This window comes from Planococcus sp. BI3 (assembly GCF_056680115.1).
The window spans coordinates 1-17,113 of sequence record NZ_JBWXPQ010000002.1; the positions used below are offsets into that span (position 1 = coordinate 1).

The following is a 17,113-nucleotide window of genomic DNA, read 5'->3' on the forward strand; positions in this document are numbered from 1 at the left end:
ATCCTCTGAGGGAATAAACGAGCTGCCTATTCCCCCTGTGTTGGAAAAGAAGCAAGGTCAAGAATTCGATTATGAAGTCACCGCCCAAGAAGGTGCCACTGAATTTTTCGAGGGCGTCTCGACTGACACCTATGGGTATAACGGCAATCTGCTTGGTCCCACGCTTAGGTTGGAAGAAGGCGAACGTGTAAATGTCAAAATCACAAATGAATTGGATGAGCCGACAACATTCCATTGGCACGGTCTTGAAGTTCCTGGTGAAATAGATGGCGGTCCACGCGGTGAAATTCAGCCCGGTGACAGCCAAATCATCACTTTAGAAGCGGATCAGCCGGCCGCCACCCTTTGGTACCATCCTCATGTTCATGGCTCGACAGCCGAACAAGTTTTCAAAGGCCTTTCCGGGATGCTGCTCATTGATGAGGCCTCTGGCTCTGAATCAGAGCTTCCTAATGAGTACGGAGTTGATGATATCCCCCTCATTTTCCAGGACCGCTTGTTTGATGAAAACAAGCAATTGAACTACGACAGTCTTATGGACGTTGACGGAACCTTAGGCGATACCTCCATCGTCAATGGAACCGTTAATCCCAAACTGACTGTCACCAAACCCGTCATGCGCTTTCGGCTTTTGAACGGAGCTAATGCGCGAAATTACACATTCCGCTTGAGCAACGGCGCCAGCTTCACTCAAATCGCTTCTGATGGGAGCTTGCTGGATGAACCTGTTGAAATCGAAACGTTGACACTAGCAGCTTCGGAGCGCGCTGAAATTCTTATCGACTTTTCATCAATGACTGATGAGGAGTCCCTCGCCATTATCAATGATGAAGGCGCAGAATTACTACCGTTTGATGTAGCTCTCGATGGTTCTCCCGTTGATTCAACCGAAAAGTGGACAGCTGATGAGCCATTCCTGAGCGAACAGGAAAAAGCGATGCCTGTCACGAAGGAAATTGAGTTGTTTGGAATGATGGATATGGTGACGATCAACGGGAAGAAATTTGATCCGGACCGCATTGATTTGCGCCAGGAAAAAGGCGTTACAGAAGTATGGGAAATTTATAATAAACCTGATATGATGGGCGGAATGATCCACCCCTTCCATATTCACGGCACTCAATTCAAAATTATTTCCCGTGATGGCAAGGAAACGCAACCGAATGAACAAGGGTTAAAAGATAGCGTGTTGGTCGAGCCTGGTGAAAGGGTGAAATTACTTGTCACATTCCCTGAAGAAGGTATTTTCGTTTTTCATTGCCATATCTTGGAACATGAAGATAATGGCATGATGGGGCAAGTTGAAGTGTACTAGCAAAGAAAAAGAAGCTGAAATCGCCCCTTTATGCACTCCTGATGAGCAGCAAAAGTGCTGGAATATTTCAAGCACCTTAGGAATAAATAGTCGACTTTAAGTTTACAGTTTTAAATCACCTCTACAGCAGTGAAACAAGAATTGTTGTGATGAAAGTAAAAAAATCACTTTCTATAAAAGGTTTCCAACTTACTTCATTCTGAAAAGGTTTTGTAAGCTGTAACACGACATCTTAGAATTCTTAAAGCTTGGAACATAGCACACTTTACGTGTGCTTTTGTTTTGTAAGCAGGAGTTCCGGGAAGGAGAAAATCGATGAAAGAGCAGTTGCTGACCCACCAACCTCTTCAACCTAAGACAGACAGAGAACGACTGAAGATAATTGCCATTTTAGCTATACCCGCTGTAATAGAGAACTTCTTTCAAACATTGCTGGGTTTCGTAGATACGTACTTTGTTTCTCACCTTAGTTTGGCAGCCGTGTCAGCAGTCGGAATCACGAATGCGGTCCTTGCGGTTTACTTCGCCCTTTTTATGGCAATCGGTGTTGCAGCCAATGTTCGAATTGCTAACTTTCTGGGTGCGAACCAACCAGAAAAAGCCAGGCACATTTCCCAGCAGTCCATTATTCTAGCTGTTCTTTTTGGAATTCTCACCGGTCTCGCTACGTGGTTCTTTGCAGAGCCGCTGCTTCGGCTCATGGGCATTGAAGATGAAGTCCTGGAGTTGGGGGCGCAGTATTTCCGGATTGTCGGAATCCCTTCTGTCATCATGTCTTTAATGTTTGTAATGAGTGCAATTCTGCGTGGAGCCGGTGATACTAAAACGCCTATGAAGATCAGTATAGTTATTAACGGCATCAATGCTTTGCTTGATTATGTGTTGATATTCGGTTTCTTGTTCATTCCGGAACTCGGAATTGCCGGGGCTGCCATAGCTACGGTAATTTCCCGTTTGATTGGCACTTTAGCCCTTTTCTATTACATCAACAAAGAAAAAGTGCTGGCATTCAGAAAAGAATATTGGAAGCCAGACAAACAACATCTAATGGAACTCTCTACTCTTGGCGCTCCTGCAGCAGGTGAACGATTGGTCATGCGGGCCGGACAGATTGTCTATTTCGGCTTCGTCGTCGCACTTGGAACCAATGCCTTTGCGGCTCATCAAATTGCCGGAAATGTTGAAGTATTCTCTTACATGATCGGATATGGCTTTGCTACCGCGGCAACGATTTTGGTTGGCCAGCAGATTGGTGCCGGCAATCTGGAAGAAGCCAAAAAGTATGCGAAGCTTTCCACTCAGTTCACGGTAGTATGTATGACGTTATTGGGGGGAGTCTTGTTCTTCTTTGGAGAATGGGCCGCCACTTTCTTTACAGAAGACCCCGAAGTGATCAATGATATCGGAACAGCTTTAAAAATATCGGGTGTTTTTCAACCATTTCTTGCAGTACTCATGGTCTTGACCGGGGCATTTCAAGGGGCGAACAACACAAAATTTCCTATGTATCTGACCGCTTTTGGTATGTGGGCCATCCGCACACTGCTTGTATACCTGTTAGGAATACAGTTGGGCTGGGGTTTGGCTGGCGTGTGGATGGCGATAGGCATTGATATTGCTTTTCGTGCAGTAGTGTTAGTGATTCAATTCAGTCGCGGGAGATGGATGGCACTGGAGAAAGCACCAGAACCTGAGGCACAATGCCATCCACAAACAACTAAAGAAAACATGTCTACAAATGCAAACAACTACTAATGGAGAAAAAAGGAGGAGTTTCTTTTGGAACATGAACATCACAATGAACATCACAAAAATCGTAAATATCATGATATGGATGAAAAACTTCCCGAAGTCCAAATAAATATCACTTATAACTACGGGATAGTGACGATTAAAGTTCGTGATAAAGAAAACAATGCTGTAGCTTTAACTGAAACTCACGAAAAAAGAATGCACCTGGTTATTACCAGTGCAGATTTAGAAACTTTTTTACATGTCCACCCCATCGAAAATGCTTCTGGAGATTTCGAAGTGGTGTTGGAACTGCCTCCGGGAAGTTACCTTGCTTTCGCGGATATCAATCCTGTAAGAATGACTTATGTTATCGAGCCAATTACGATAACAGTCGGCAAGGTTACTGACACCCCAAGCATCGATTGGGAGATGCTTGCGGAAAGGGATAGTGCTACAAAAGAAGTCGAGGGTAAAACCGTTACGTTTCACCATCCAAAGCTGACTGCCGGAAAATCAGCTGCTCTATCTTTTGATTTAAACGGCGAAACTCCTTTGCCTTACTTAGGGGCATTAGGCCATGTAGTTGTGCTGGATGAACAAGGAGAAAAATTTATCCACGTCCATCCAGTATCAGAAGACAAACCCGTATTTGAAGCTCAGTTCCCTTCACCTGGTTTTTATAAACTATGGGTTGAATTCAAATTCTCAGACGCGGGCGTTCTCGCTTTTCCATTTGTCATGAAAGTCGCTGATAGAAATTAACTTGCAAGAAAGAGCATAAATTAATTCGGTATCACTTTGGACATTAACCTAAAAACATAAACTAAAAAACGCCTTGCATTGAAAAAAGGTATGAAAATACCAAAATTCTATGCAAGGCGTTTTTCTGTATGGCTTCAAAAAGGGGGCAAAAAAGGGTACTGAAACAACTCTATCCTGAGAAAGAAATCCAATGTCATCCAGATGAAGCGCAACGGCAACTATACAAATGCGGAAATTATGGAAATTTACCAAATCACAAATAGATTGCAAATCGAAACCTAAATGTCACGGAACTAGGCAGGCGAAACGTACCGGATAGTGAGGTCTCTTTTGCTAACCGGCATACCAGATGGTGATGTTTGGATGGCGTCCACCTCAAATAAGCAAATTTCAAAAAAACCGAGCTTTCAATATAGGAAACTCACTTATATCATCTATTTTTATGCTACGTCATAGCCTTGTTCCTCAACAGCTTCTTTCATATTCTCTGAGGAAACTTTTGATTCGTCATAGGTAACTTCCACTTTACCAGAGTTTAGATCTACCTCTGCAGCAGATACTCCTTCTAAACCTTTTAGCGCGCCTTCTACTGATATTTTGCAGTGGCCACAAGTCATTCCCCTAACATCTAAAGTTTTGGTTTGCATGTTTTCTCACCTCCCTTTTTGAAGATTTAAAACCGGCTATTTCAATTGACATTTATTTAATGACTTGAGCAAAATGTTCAGTCAAACGAACCAGATTAGATACAAATCCATATTCGCTGTCGTACCAAGAAACAGTTTTAACAAGCTGCTTATCCCCATTTTCAACGATATCAGTTAATGTGGCATCAAAAATACCTCCGGCTGAGGTTCCAACAACGTCTGAGGACACAATTAGCTTTTCAGAGTATTCAAACGAGGGACTCGCAGCTTCTTTCATGGCTTCATTCACTTCTTCAATTGTTACTTTTCTTTCTAAGTTTGTATAAAACTCCACTATTGCCCCACCTAAAAGTGGTACTCTCACTGCCGTTCCGTCAATAATTCCGGTTAATTCAGGAATGACTCTTCCGACAGCTTTTGCTGCTCCAGTAGAAGTCGGAATTGCATTCATCGCCCCTGCCCGTCCGCGTCTCATATCCTTATTAGGGCTATCATGTAATTTTTGCGAAGGTGTATAGGCTTTAATTGTAGTCATATAACCAGTTACAATTCCAAAGTTATCATGTAATACTTTCGCAACTGGAGCTAAATCATTAGTTGTACAAGAAGCTGAAGAAATGATCATGTCGTCTTTTGTAACAATGCCCTCATTAACACCGTAAACGATCATCTTCGTTTCCTGATCTGCTGGAGCAGTTATAATTACTCTTTTAGCACCTGCGTCAAGATGTGCCTGAGCCTTATCAGCCGTTTTATAAATACCGGTTGCTTCTAACACGATATCAATTTGCAACTCATTCCATGGGAGATCCTTTGCATCAGCTTCTTGGTAGAATTTAACTTCCTTCTCACCAACAACCAAGACATTTTCATGTACCTGAACATCCTGCTTTAATCGCCCATAAGTTGTATCAAATTCTAATAAATAAGCTAAGTTTTCAATATTAGCTAAATCATTCACAGCAACTAGTTCCAGATCTGAATTTGTATCTAATAATCTTCTTAATGTTGTTCTTCCTACACGTCCAAACCCATTAATAGCTAATCTTGTAGTCATTTATTTTCCTCCTCTAATATAGAAACTTAGTTATTTTCAGACAATTTTAACTCGAATAAACAGGCAGCACAAGTCGTTTCCGTTATAACGAATGTTGTACATTTTTCATTTGTTATCTTTCTATCCCTACTTCGAAAACTCCTTTATTCCATACATTAATTCCTCAATCGTTTTATTATCTATCTTTGATTGAATAGCGTTACTTATCCACCCAGCGCTTGATAGGGCGTTCTATTGTCGAAAACCCTACATTTTTTAGTCCAGCTTGAATAGCATTAATTTGAATTAATATATTCACATAATTACAATCTTCATCAAACATTCTTTGGATATCATGGGCTTGACCTTCTACTCATTTTAAAGGATTAAGGATTTATTGCTTTTCACTTTTTGTTCTAAGTATACTTGGCTGATTACATAAGAATTTATCCAGATGATTCACTAACGTATATAATATTCTTATACCATACCCTTAGTGTGATTTGGTCATAAGTATAACTTCTATTTTTATAAAAGACTAAGATAAAGTTTCTGTCTTGTCTTCTTCAACTGAATCTCTCTTTTAAAATATCTTTGGATATAATTATTATATACACTGAAGCATTCGTAAAAGTACACTTAAACGAAAAAAAGGAAGGAAAGAAGCTAATTCTATCGCTTCTATCCTTCCGATAATCCCTCATATGTAAACTTTTACTCGTCTAGCAAATAAGAAAACTAATAGTTTTTGCAAATCGATCTGGATTTTCAATTATAAAAGGGAATATCTATGTGACGGTGCTGCTTGGAACCTTGATAGCTATCCCAATGAATGGAAATTAAATGTCGTTATGGGCTTAGCGGTAACATCCGTACATAATTGGAAACTTGCTAAAGCAAAGTATCAATTTCAACGAATTTATCGATTATCGCTGCAAGTCGTTTTCTGAATTCAACATCATGGATTCAAAGAACAGAGAAGGCGAGTTTTCATTCCATTCGTTGAAACTTACGTTTGCTGTCCGTTCGGTTGTATAGCCATAAGCCAGTTGTGTACGAGGATCATCGGTCAACTGCAGTTTGACCAATGGCCCTTCAGGCGTCAGCCAGTTTAACTGGGCTAGACGGTTTTCAAGCGAAAAAGTGATCCACCCATCTTCTGCTTCTTCCGTTTCGAACAATGGTTCTTGCCCGATCATCATCCAGGTTTGGCTCTGATGTTTTGGCGGCAGCCAGTAATTTTTAGCTAAAACACCTTCCTCTAAAGTAAATTCAGGGATTTCGTGGCGAAGCTCTTGTACCCAGTCCCCATTGCCCAGCTGCAGGTTACGTGAAACGAAGACATTCCCCTGCAAAATTTCTGTATTTCCTCTAGTGAAGACTCCATACGGATTGGTTGTCGGGTCTGGACCGTAGATTTCCTCGTCCAGGCTTGCCGCAGCTTCCGGGTTCCAAGATTTGAATTCGGACTCAGCTAGATTTTTGACATTCAAGGATAGTGCATAGGGAATCCATCCGGTATTTTCAATTTCTTCGAAAATGAGCGATGTCCCGTTTTCCAGTGTCCGTTCGACCAATGTGTAAGTTCCGACATTCAAGCCAAGCAAAGACATGTCATAGACAACTGTCCTATCGCTGCCTTTTTCAGTGGTTACCGATTCACTTAAGTTGATGAACATAGGCTTTTCAATCGCCAACGTCACTTCTTTATCCGAATAGACCTCGACTTCATTTTTCAAAAACATGATAGCTGTAAAAATAATCAGCACCATGAAAAATACGACGAATAATAAAATCACTAATTTCCTGAACATATTTTCCACCTCAGTTTTCTGTATTGTGGCTAGTTTTGGTTAGAGTTTCTGATACAAAAGAAAAAATCGCTCAATTGAGCAGCGAATGAACAGAAAATGAAGATGTTTTGACAAGTTGCCCGTAAGCCAACAAAACTTGGTTGAGTCGTGTCCAGAGGCGTTCATAAATTAAGTCGACAGGAAAAAAAGCGCTCTAGAGGCGCTTTTTTTACGCGTATGAATGCAGTCCCGCAATGATTAAGTTGACAACTATTAAATTGAACATGATAATCGCAAAACCGATTACACCCAACCAGGCTGATTTTTCACCGTGCCAACCTTTGCCGAGACGTAAATGCAAATAGGCCGCATAAAATAACCAAGTAACCAACGCCCAGACTTCTTTCGGATCCCAGCCCCAGAAACGGGACCAGGTGATTTGAGCCCAAATCATGGCAAAGACCAGCGCGCCCAGAGTAAATAATGGAAAGCCGATAATCACTGCACGGTAATTAATTTCATCCATCAGTTGAAGATTGACATTTTTCATTAGTGGTTGAATAAGTTGCGATATTCTCCGGCGGGTAATCAATCTAATTAGGACATATAGAACAGTTCCAACTAACAAAGACCACGTGACAGTCGTCAGTTTACTAGCATCTACTAACGCTGGGGTTTCGACTAGTGGTGTCATGGCATCCTCTGTTACTGGAACCGATTCATTCATACCGAAAATAGGGGGCATGTTATAAATAATCGTGGCTTCCTGATCATCTTTGTTCACATACTGAAAGGTGTTTTCATAATTTGTTAGGGTGAAGTAAGAACTTGAAATAACAAAACCTACGACTAATACCAAAAAATACAGAATTCCTTCCAGCCAAAATCGCTGCTTTGACTTTTTTGACAAATCCACCCCTTTGAGCAAGTAAATCAACCCCGCTGCCGCACTCATGGCCAAGATCCCTTCCGCAATGACAACCGTGCTGACGTGAATCGCCAACCAGTTTGTTTGAAGCGCCGGGATAAGCGGGCTGACTTCACTCGGGAACATGCTTGCATACGCAATAATCAACAAGGCCACCGGCAATACAACCATTCCTAAAACGGGTGTTTTATAGAGGAAATAAAGAATGATGAATCCTCCTACAAGCGTCATGCCGAACGCTGTCGTAAATTCAAACATATTGCTGAGAGGTGCATGTCCCGATACGATCCACCGGGTGAAGAAATAGCCGAGGTTTGCAAGAAAGCCAATCACGGTGATCGTAATCGCTACTTTTCCCCAGCGTTGTTCCGAGTTGAACGTTCCTTTCTTATTGCCTTTAACAGCTCCACCAAAAACGAAAGTGGCAATCAGGTAAGCAAAGAACGCAGCGTACAGTAAATTCGAGCTAATCTCGGTTAATGTCATGACGAAGACTCACCTTCCTTTTCCGCTTTCTCTTTTTTATCGATTTCATCCTGCTGATCTGTGTAAGCAGGCAATTTAGCAGAGTCAACCACTCGATCCAGGTCTTTCTTCAAGCCGAACCAGTTTTTATTGGTATGGCCAGCAAGCAGGATCGTGCCATCAGCCTTCTGCTGAATCCAGAAACGGCGGTGGTTAAAGTACATCCCCTGCGCGACACCAATCATGAAGATCAAACCGCCAAGGCCAAGAATCGGCAAGGTGCTGTCTTTGCGAACCGTTAAACCGGAGACATTACGCGTATCCGCATTCTGAAAGGTTAATTTGTATTGATTTTCACCGAGTGGTTCCACCGTATTCTGGATGGTGATAAAGCTTGTTTCCCCTTCCGGTGTTTCTGGGGTAGTCAGTTCCACCAGGAAACCGGGATTGTTTGGCAAAGGGGTCGCAGTTTGCGGTTCTCCATCTTCAAAACCAGAGAAATCTGGGTAATAACCAAGCAGTTCTACTGTTGATCCAGTCTCCAATTCGTACAGTGCATCCGGATTAATCAAGTCGATTGTCAATTCCCCCAATGATTCTTCCGTTTCTTTGTTCGTCAACGCGAATGTCATTGCCTTTAATTCATTCAGTTTATAATCCATTTGATACACGGCATAGCCATCAAATTTCAACGGCTGGTTGACACGGATCGGGTATTCTTGAACGACTTCCAAGTTATCGGTTGCACCGGGCAGGCTATCTTCCGGCTCTTGATAAAGAACGATATCTGTTTGGTAGTTCTTCACGACCGTTCCCACCCGATCGATTGCTTCCCCGAACTTCGCGTCTTCTCCTTCGCCCGTATACGTTTCCAATTTAAAGTTTTTGTTTTCCAGGTAATAGCCCGGCACTTCAGGAATCGCTCTGGTTTCGCCTTCGCGCAGCCAAAGCGTTTCATCGACATAAAATCCGGGCATCATCCGCAGCATGACGCCGAAAAGGAAAATAATCAGACCGATGTGATTGACGTAGGGGCCCCATCGGGAAAAACGGCCTTTTTCAGCCAATAGTCCATTTTTTTCTGTCCGGACAGTGTATTTCAACTCTTTTAATTTCGTTTCTGCTTTTTCCAGTGCATCTTCAGCCCCAGGGCCGCTGCCATAAATGCGCTGCTTGTCCATAAAGCTTGGATGGCGCAAAACCCGTTGGTTCTTTAACGACTTATAAAGCGGGACGAAACGGTCCAAGCTGGCAATTACCAACGAAATGGCCAACATCCCGACCAATGCGATAAACCAATAGGAGCTGTATAAGTCATGGAACCCAAGCGCATGATAGACGCGTCCAACACTGCCGTACGTATCGGCATAATAAGCTTGGATCGTTGCTTCGGTACTCGCTGGAACAAAAGCTTGCTGGGGCAGGATCGTGCCAATGGCTGCAGCTACCAACAGGACGACAATAATGCTGACTCCTACTTTGACACTTGAAAAGAAGTTCCAAATTTTATCGATGATGGATTTATTATAGGTTTGGGAACGTCTGGCTGTGCCCTCATAACGCATATCCACTAGCTTGCTGTTTTGATCTTTTTCAGTCAAAGAGCGCCCGCACGACTCACAAAGCTTCGTGCCAGGAGGATTCGTATGGCCACATTGGCATTGTACGTTTTCCATCTAAAAAATCTCCTTATTCGGGTTTGATTTCTTCCATGTAGCTGGCAATGTCCTCTTCAGACATCTCCCCGGTAATGATTTTCGTGATCTTCCCTTCAGGATTGACCAGCAGTGTAGTCGGCAAGGGACGAATGTTGTAAGCTTCCATTACACTTTTGGTTTTATCAATCACAATCGGAAAGGTTAAATCCCGTTGTTCCGCAAATTGTCTCACTTCATAATCGGACTGAGCAATATTGACGGCTAAGATTTGAACGCCTTGGTCCTTGTACACTTGATATTGTTTTTCCATCAGCGGAAATTCTTTCTCACACGGTTTGCACCAAGTCCCCCAGAAGTTCACAAACACGCCTTGACCTTGGTAATCCGATAATTGATGTTCTTTACCTTCAAGATCCACTAAGGCAAAGTCCGGAGCTTCATCTCCCACTTGCAATAGTTCACTTTTTTCACCTGCAAAGCTGTTGTAAATCGTAAAAACGATGGCTCCTGCCATCACCAGTAAGATAGCCGCCCGTACATAAGACCGCTTTTTCTTTTTAACTGTCATGTAAAAACCCTCATTTCTATCTAATCAGTTAGAATCCTGTAAATCCTCCTGTGAATTGAGAAAGGAAAGCAATAATTTCTGTCATCATATCAAAATACAATAAAACACCCATCAGAATCATCAATGCGCCGCCAATTGACATGAAAAGCGCACTCTTTTTCTTTAGAAAGCTCATTTTCTCAATGAACAGGGACATCAAAAGGAAGGGAATCGCAAAGCCTAACACATAAAACAGCATATAGAGGAGCCCTCTATCCGGATCGGCTACGCCAAGTGCAATGACCCCTGCCAAAATCGGTCCCGTACAAGGCGTCCACCCTGCCGCAAATCCAATACCAATCAAAACAGAACCGGCATATCCAGAGGGTCTTTTTTGGAAATGGACTTTTTTATCTGACAACAAAAAATCAAACTTCAAAATACCTGTAAGTACCAAACCGAAAAATACCATCAAAATCGCACCTAATTGCCGTAAAAGAGCTTGGTTTTCCAAGAAGAACGATCCGATAAATGAAGTGGATAATCCTAATGCCAAAAAAATGATGGAAAAGCCGATTAAAAAGAGAATGGTGTGAATCAACGCATTGCGCCTCATCACGCCTTTTTCGGTTTTCAAGTCATTCACTGAAACACCGGTAATGTACGAGAGAAAAGCTGGATACAGCGGCAGGGAGCAGGGAGAAAGAAATGATAACAGTCCTGCACCAAACGCTAGAAGTAAACTGACTTCTGCCACATGGTCATCTCCTTATAAAAATTTACAGCATGAACCAGTCATACCTGCTTATGATTTAAACGGACTTCTTGCGGAATCGATAGGTAACGCTGAAAAATCGAAGGTCAATCCTTCTTGTTTTTGACCACTAAGACCACCATGGCTACTGAAATCAAGATGAAGGCAATCAGCGCGAGGAAAGGAATTGTCACAAATCCAAACCAGTTGATATACTCAGAGCTGCAGGGAACACCACTAACACAGGGTTTAATCCCCCCGAAGCCAGGTACTTTTTGTTCCAGGTAATGGAGAATCGAAATACTTCCTCCCAAAAGCGATAAAGGCAAGACGTAAATAAATACCTTTGCATCGTTCCGGAATGTGGCAATTCCTAAAATCAAGACCAGTGGATACATCGCGATTCGTTGATACCAACAAAGTTCACAAGGAATGAATCCTTTGATTTCACTGAAGTACAGACTGCCAAGTGTCGCAATCAATGCCACAAACCAGGCACCGTATAACAAAATCGCATTTTGGCTGGATTGTATTCTTTCTTTCTCCATTACTCCTCACCCATCAATTCTTGTTCAATCAGCTCTTTAATCGCTTCATAGTCAAACGGATCTTCTAATGTCTGCCCATTGATAACAATCGTCGGTGTTTGGGCAACTCCAGCTTCTTCCACTAACGCTGTGTCAACTTCCACAGCATCCATTGTGGCTTGCTTTTCCATATCTTCTTTCAATTTCGTTTGATCGATTGATGGATAAACTGCTGCCACTTCCAGAACTTTTTCAGGAGTGATCCAGGCCCCGTCATGGTTTACTTCTGGCTGTGCCGCAAATAGAGCTTTGTGGAAATCCCAATAAACTTCCGGACTTTGTTGATAAACGGATTCTGCCGCTAGAGAAGCTAACGTAGATTCCTCTCCATGGAAAAGAACGTTGATATAGGAAAACTTCGCCTCTCCTGTGTCCACGTAATCCTGAACGAGTTGCGGATAAACCGTTTCTCCCCACGCTTTGCAAGAAGGACATTTGAAGTCTCCAAATTCGACGACTGTAACTGGAGCTTCTTCTTCGCCTAAAATCGGCTGTCCGCTGAGATCGATTTGTGCCGTTTCCACTGCTGGCGCTTCTTGTTGATTAGTCAAAACCACAATCGCAACCAAAATCACAACTGCTAAAGATGTTAAGAGAACCGCAAACTTCAAGCCGGATGGCTTAGCTTTTTTCTGATTGTTATTCATAATCTTCCTCTTTTCTGTATAGGTTTATTTAAGAAATACTCATCATCAATCCTACATACAATGCCAACACACTAAATAGGCTCATTAATAAGGAAACGAATGAAGGTGCCTTCTGCTTAAAGCAGTAGAGAACAAGAAAACCAAAAATGACAGCTACCCCAAAGAACAACGAGCCCAGAAGAGTGAAATCAACTTGCAGGTGCATCGCGGGATCGATCTGCCCCGAATAAAAGTAACGGAAGAGATCGGAGGCACCACTTCCCTTCAAGTAGGCTTCAATGGAATGAGGAGGCTCTTGCTGGCCCAATACGGCAGTTGCCGCAAAAATCAACAGCAAGACGACGCTTTCTGCCCTTGACCAAGGAACCGGATTTATGTCTTCTCCACGTTGGAGTTTTCTTCTCATCCAGACCCCATTAATCCAAGCGAACAACAAAACAGGGAGTACCAGTAAATGCTTCAGCAAGATTGCCTGGCCGTAGGGCATCATCCAAGCATCTTGATATTCCGTTACATCCACCGCCAATGTCATGATAAAAATTCCTGAACCGACGACAATCGCCAAACAACTGAGGGCTACCGGTGTATACCATTTTAAAAAGGACAGCCAGTTTTGTGCAGTAGTCGAAAACCAACTCACCACCAACAACAAGCCTACCCAAACCGCGACAGCTGTAAAATGCAGCGTATGAACAACAAAGCCACTCCAGTCGGTCAGGGAAGCTGCATGGCTTGCCCATCCCACCGCCAAAAGCAGAATAAAGGAAAAAACAAGCGCAATGCCTATAAATGCTTTTCTTTTAAAGACTGGAACAAGCGACACAAAAAGGTAGAAAAATACCGAAATAAAAACAGTTACGGTCCAGGCTTGCCCAACTTCGAATTCTCCTATGACATTTTGAGTTGTTACTAAAAGACCGATATCTTCATAGAGAAACAGAATTAATCGAATGACCGGTGCCGCAGACAAGAAGGCGATTCCCAGAATGGCCACTTGCAACACACGTTTGTTGATTTTCAAGTGGGGCTTTAGGTGAGACGGAACCAGTTGAATCACCAATGTACCGATCAACAGGGAAAAGCATAGATACAGCAGAGTCTCTGTTACATAAATCCAAATCATTTATTTCCCCTTTTATTCGACACCCACATCAACGTGCCAACAGCAATCACTGCCAGTATCATCAACACAATCACCATCACATAAGGTGCATTAGTCGTTTCCTGAGGAGCCGCTAGATTTTCATTTAGAGGTTCTTCCGTTTCCCCTTGGTCTGCCAGTTCGTCCTCAGTGGACGGCGTAGCTTCTTCTGTTATCCCTGAAGAGATTAAGTCCTCACTGACTTTTAGGGTAAAGGCATAAGTTCCTTCAATGGGATGGCCATCAGCTCCGATGATCTTCCAGTTGACCGTATAGGTGCCGTTTGCTATTGCCGCCCCTAACGTCCCTGTCATGGACTGTCCACCAATTTCAACACCTATTGGAACTTCCTGTCCTCTTTCATCTTCCACCGTAAAAGAGCTTCCTTGTTCCAAGTCGGTATTGAATTCCAATACCATTTCTTGCAATTCCTCGGTGACTACATCTCCCTCTGCAGGGTTAGCACTTTCCAATGCGGTGTGCGCAAAGACGGCTGATGATGTTAGAGATAAGAAAAATAATAGGAATAAGACCACTTTTTTCACTAGACTTCACCTCTTTACTCGTAACTTTTTTCTTGTAAAACTGATGCTTTTACAGCACTTTTTCTTTTTATTCCCCATTCATTCTAACAGGCGAACAACAACATTTAAACAATCGTTTGAATATAAGATTGACAAAGTTTCGAATTTTTCCTACACTGGACATAATCAAACGAACATTTGAATGAGGTGGAACCATGGATGAAATAAAAATCAAAGTTAAAGTTGGAACAAAACAAGATACTTGCCAAACCTTTTGCTATGACGAAGAAGTGATTGAGCGAATTCAGCCCAAGCTCGTTGGAATCAGTGGAGTTGAATTGCTTTTCAAAGCACTTTCGGATGCAACGCGCTTAAAGATCACCTATGCGTTAACGCTGGAAAAGGAACTATGTGTATGTGATGTCGCCAATATTCTCGAGACTACAACGGCCACAGCCTCTCATCATCTTCGCTATTTACGAAATATGGGCTTAGCGAAATATGAAAAAAGAGGGAAATTGGTCTTTTACTCACTGACAGATGATCACGTAAAGCAACTGGTACGCATTGCGTTGGAGCACGCCAAAGAGGATCGATACAAATGAGCAAAGAAACGAATGGTTATCAAATGCGTAATCTGTACGGCAAAATTCGAGAAAAACATTCGGAACATTCTTTCTGTTCAAGATGTTCAGTTGAATTGCGGCGCTTCGAAAATCTCAGTTGCCGGTGAAGCCTCTATATGAACAGTTGGAAAAAGTGAGAAAATCATTTGACCCTTTTTTTCGAAACGGTGCCTTTGCACTAGGATTGAAAATACTGGCGTTGCTTTTAATCATCCCAGGGTTGCTCACTCTTTGGATGGCTATCTTCGCTGACATGAGCACCACATTAATTGTCGTATTGAACTCTCTTCGACTGATGAAGAATAAATATTAAGAAGATAACTTAAAGAGAAAATGAAATAAAGAAACAGCCGACATCTCTTGGGATGTCGGCTGTTTTTGTTAAGATCCAATATAATTTCGTGGATCAACTGCATTGGAACTTGAACCGTTCCAGATGCCGATATGTGTTTCGAAATGTAGATGTGGTCCGGTCGAACGCCCGGTATTCCCCATGCCACCAATTCGTTGTCCCTGAGATACTGCCTGACCAGTAGAAACGTCAATCGAGTTCAAATGGCCATATACCGTCGTCATCGTTTGCCCATTGACTGAATGTGTAATGACAACGGCATTACCTAGTCCGCCCATCGTACCAGCACTTGAAACGTAGCCGTTGGCTGCTGCCATTACCTGTGTACCTGGAACATTAGCAATGTCCATGCCTGCGGTAAATTCAGGTCCATCTCCAATATCACGCCATCCAAAATTAGAGGTGTTTCTGCCTGCTGCTGGTCGGATAAACGGAGACCCCGAAGCTGCTGCAGGAGCTTCATACTCACTGGCTGGTGCATTCGCTTCTACGGATTTTTCCACGCTCGGTGTTTTTACAGCTGCTGATTTTGTACTGCTCTCAGCCGCAGCTTTTCGTTCTTCTTCAGCTTGTCTCGCGGCAGCTGCTTCTTCAGCTGCTTGTTGTTCAGCCGCCGCCTGTTCAGCCGCAGCTTTTCGTTCTGCTGCCAACTTGCGCTGACGTTCTTCTTCAGCTTTTCTTGCCACTTCTGCAAGACGCTTCTGTTCATTCACAATTTGTGTTTCCAGTTCCGCACTGATGTCCAGAGCTTCAGCACGCTGACCCTCTAAATTGGATTTCTCACTTGCTAAACGTTCTTGTTCAGCTTGTAATTCTCTCCCAAGACCTGCTTGCTCCGCTTTTTGCCCATCAAGTGAAGATTTAAGAGTTTCTAACTCTGCGCGACGTTCTTCTTGCTCAGCAAGTTTTGTTTCAACTTGTGCTTTTTGCTCAGCCAGCAATTCTTTGTCTGCCGCCTGTTCACGCATGATGTTACGGTCTGCTTCGATTAACGTATTCACGGCTGAAAAACGGTCGATGAAATCAACAAAGCTGTTTGCGCCAAGTAATACATCTATGTAATCCACCGAGCCTCCACTTAATTGGATGGCACGTGCCCGTTCTTGTAGTAATTCCGTACGTTCAGCAATTTTTTGCTCAAGTTCAACAATTGAAGCCTTTAATTCTTCAATTTCCTCTTTTGTTTGTGCAATAGTGCCTTCAACGCTAGCGATTTTCGCTCCAGTTTCTTGAATTTTAGCATCAAGTACCTGAATTTGTGCCATGATTTCTTCCAATGTGGACTTATTTTTAGATATTTCATTCGACTTTTCGTTGATTCCAGAGTTTAATTCGCCTTGCCTCTGTTCAACTTGCTGTTTCTTTTGTTCTAGTTCACTTAGTGTATCAGCACTTGCTGTTGGTACTAGCATTGATAAAGCCAACACAGAAGTCAAACCAGTCAACATCCATTTCGATATCATGTTTCGTTTCCCCTTTCAAATCCCACTTCATTTCTCTCTATATCGTTCTATTTATAAAAATTAAAATATGCGTGTACATCCGTTAAAGTCATTTACTAAGTAGCTATCAGTTAACTTCATGAGTTTTAAAACCT

17 protein-coding genes are annotated in these 17,113 nt (G+C 42.6%); 4 read left to right on the plus strand and 13 right to left on the minus strand.

The annotated features are described in order from the left end of the window. From AC1MEO_RS19170 to AC1MEO_RS19180, 3 genes are all read left to right on the plus strand, one after another. The coding region (locus AC1MEO_RS19170; protein WP_480336160.1) for a multicopper oxidase family protein at positions 1 to 1,315 on the plus strand (1,315 nt) is incomplete at its 5' end. Between the two features lie 315 nt (positions 1,316 to 1,630). Next, positions 1,631 to 3,070, plus strand: a complete 1,440-nt coding sequence (locus tag AC1MEO_RS19175; RefSeq protein ID WP_142830107.1) for an MATE family efflux transporter — start codon at positions 1,631 to 1,633, stop codon at positions 3,068 to 3,070. 24 nt (positions 3,071 to 3,094) lie between these two features. Then, complete coding sequence (locus AC1MEO_RS19180; protein ID WP_298829992.1) at positions 3,095 to 3,811, plus strand: hypothetical protein; 717 nt, start codon at positions 3,095 to 3,097, stop codon at positions 3,809 to 3,811. A gap of 440 nt (positions 3,812 to 4,251) precedes the next feature. Here the strand turns inward: AC1MEO_RS19180 and copZ are convergent, their stop codons facing one another. From copZ to AC1MEO_RS19240, 12 genes are all read right to left on the minus strand, one after another. Next, a complete protein-coding gene (gene copZ, locus AC1MEO_RS19185; protein WP_101802113.1) occupies positions 4,252 to 4,458 on the minus strand; it encodes a copper chaperone CopZ in 207 nt (68 codons plus the stop codon). A gap of 52 nt (positions 4,459 to 4,510) precedes the next feature. Beyond that, positions 4,511 to 5,515 carry a type I glyceraldehyde-3-phosphate dehydrogenase gene (gene gap / locus AC1MEO_RS19190; protein WP_149456933.1) on the minus strand — a complete coding sequence of 335 codons (1,005 nt, stop codon included), beginning with the start codon at positions 5,513 to 5,515 and terminating at the stop codon, positions 4,511 to 4,513. Between the two features lie 199 nt (positions 5,516 to 5,714). Further along, positions 5,715 to 5,837 carry a metal-sensitive transcriptional regulator gene (locus AC1MEO_RS19195; RefSeq protein WP_262499811.1) on the minus strand — a complete coding sequence of 41 codons (123 nt, stop codon included), beginning with the start codon at positions 5,835 to 5,837 and terminating at the stop codon, positions 5,715 to 5,717. 583 nt (positions 5,838 to 6,420) lie between these two features. Next, on the minus strand, positions 6,421 to 7,308 hold the full coding sequence (locus AC1MEO_RS19200) for a hypothetical protein (protein WP_480336163.1): 888 nt from the start codon (positions 7,306 to 7,308) through the stop codon (positions 6,421 to 6,423). A 208-nt stretch (positions 7,309 to 7,516) separates the two neighbouring features. Continuing rightward, positions 7,517 to 8,701, minus strand: a complete 1,185-nt coding sequence (gene ccsB, locus AC1MEO_RS19205) for a c-type cytochrome biogenesis protein CcsB (RefSeq protein ID WP_480336164.1) — start codon at positions 8,699 to 8,701, stop codon at positions 7,517 to 7,519. Then, on the minus strand, positions 8,698 to 10,356 hold the full coding sequence (locus AC1MEO_RS19210; RefSeq protein ID WP_101191808.1) for a cytochrome c biogenesis ResB family protein: 1,659 nt from the start codon (positions 10,354 to 10,356) through the stop codon (positions 8,698 to 8,700). Before AC1MEO_RS19210 ends, ccsB begins: the two co-directional genes overlap by 4 nt. A gap of 13 nt (positions 10,357 to 10,369) precedes the next feature. Beyond that, positions 10,370 to 10,906 carry a thiol-disulfide oxidoreductase ResA gene (resA, locus tag AC1MEO_RS19215; protein ID WP_101191809.1) on the minus strand — a complete coding sequence of 179 codons (537 nt, stop codon included), beginning with the start codon at positions 10,904 to 10,906 and terminating at the stop codon, positions 10,370 to 10,372. Between the two features lie 28 nt (positions 10,907 to 10,934). Continuing rightward, entirely contained in the window at positions 10,935 to 11,642 is a 708-nt protein-coding gene (locus AC1MEO_RS19220; protein WP_101191810.1) for a cytochrome c biogenesis CcdA family protein, read from the minus strand. 104 nt (positions 11,643 to 11,746) lie between these two features. After that, the gene (locus AC1MEO_RS19225) at positions 11,747 to 12,187 is read right to left on the minus strand and encodes a disulfide oxidoreductase (protein ID WP_101191811.1); all 441 of its coding nucleotides are present in this window, start codon (positions 12,185 to 12,187) and stop codon (positions 11,747 to 11,749) included. Beyond that, positions 12,187 to 12,873: a DsbA family protein gene (locus AC1MEO_RS19230; RefSeq protein WP_149456927.1), complete on the minus strand. Its 687-nt coding sequence runs from the start codon at positions 12,871 to 12,873 to the stop codon at positions 12,187 to 12,189. Before AC1MEO_RS19230 ends, AC1MEO_RS19225 begins: the two co-directional genes overlap by 1 nt. A 28-nt stretch (positions 12,874 to 12,901) precedes the next feature. Then, positions 12,902 to 13,996 (minus strand): copper resistance D family protein, encoded by a 1,095-nt coding sequence (locus tag AC1MEO_RS19235; RefSeq protein WP_101191813.1) that lies wholly within the window; start codon positions 13,994 to 13,996, stop codon positions 12,902 to 12,904. After that, a complete protein-coding gene (locus tag AC1MEO_RS19240) occupies positions 13,993 to 14,559 on the minus strand; it encodes a copper resistance CopC family protein (RefSeq protein ID WP_101191814.1) in 567 nt (188 codons plus the stop codon). The genes AC1MEO_RS19235 and AC1MEO_RS19240 overlap by 4 nt, the downstream gene beginning before the upstream one ends. A gap of 194 nt (positions 14,560 to 14,753) precedes the next feature. On the opposite strand from AC1MEO_RS19240, the gene AC1MEO_RS19245 reads away from it, so the two are divergent. Further along, the gene (locus AC1MEO_RS19245) at positions 14,754 to 15,143 is read left to right on the plus strand and encodes an ArsR/SmtB family transcription factor (protein ID WP_101805597.1); all 390 of its coding nucleotides are present in this window, start codon (positions 14,754 to 14,756) and stop codon (positions 15,141 to 15,143) included. A gap of 402 nt (positions 15,144 to 15,545) precedes the next feature. On the opposite strand, the gene AC1MEO_RS19250 is transcribed toward AC1MEO_RS19245, so the two are convergent. Further along, positions 15,546 to 16,979, minus strand: coding sequence for a murein hydrolase activator EnvC family protein (locus tag AC1MEO_RS19250; protein WP_427695047.1), 1,434 nt, complete (start codon positions 16,977 to 16,979; stop codon positions 15,546 to 15,548). Positions 16,980 to 17,113: the final 134 nt, after the last annotated feature.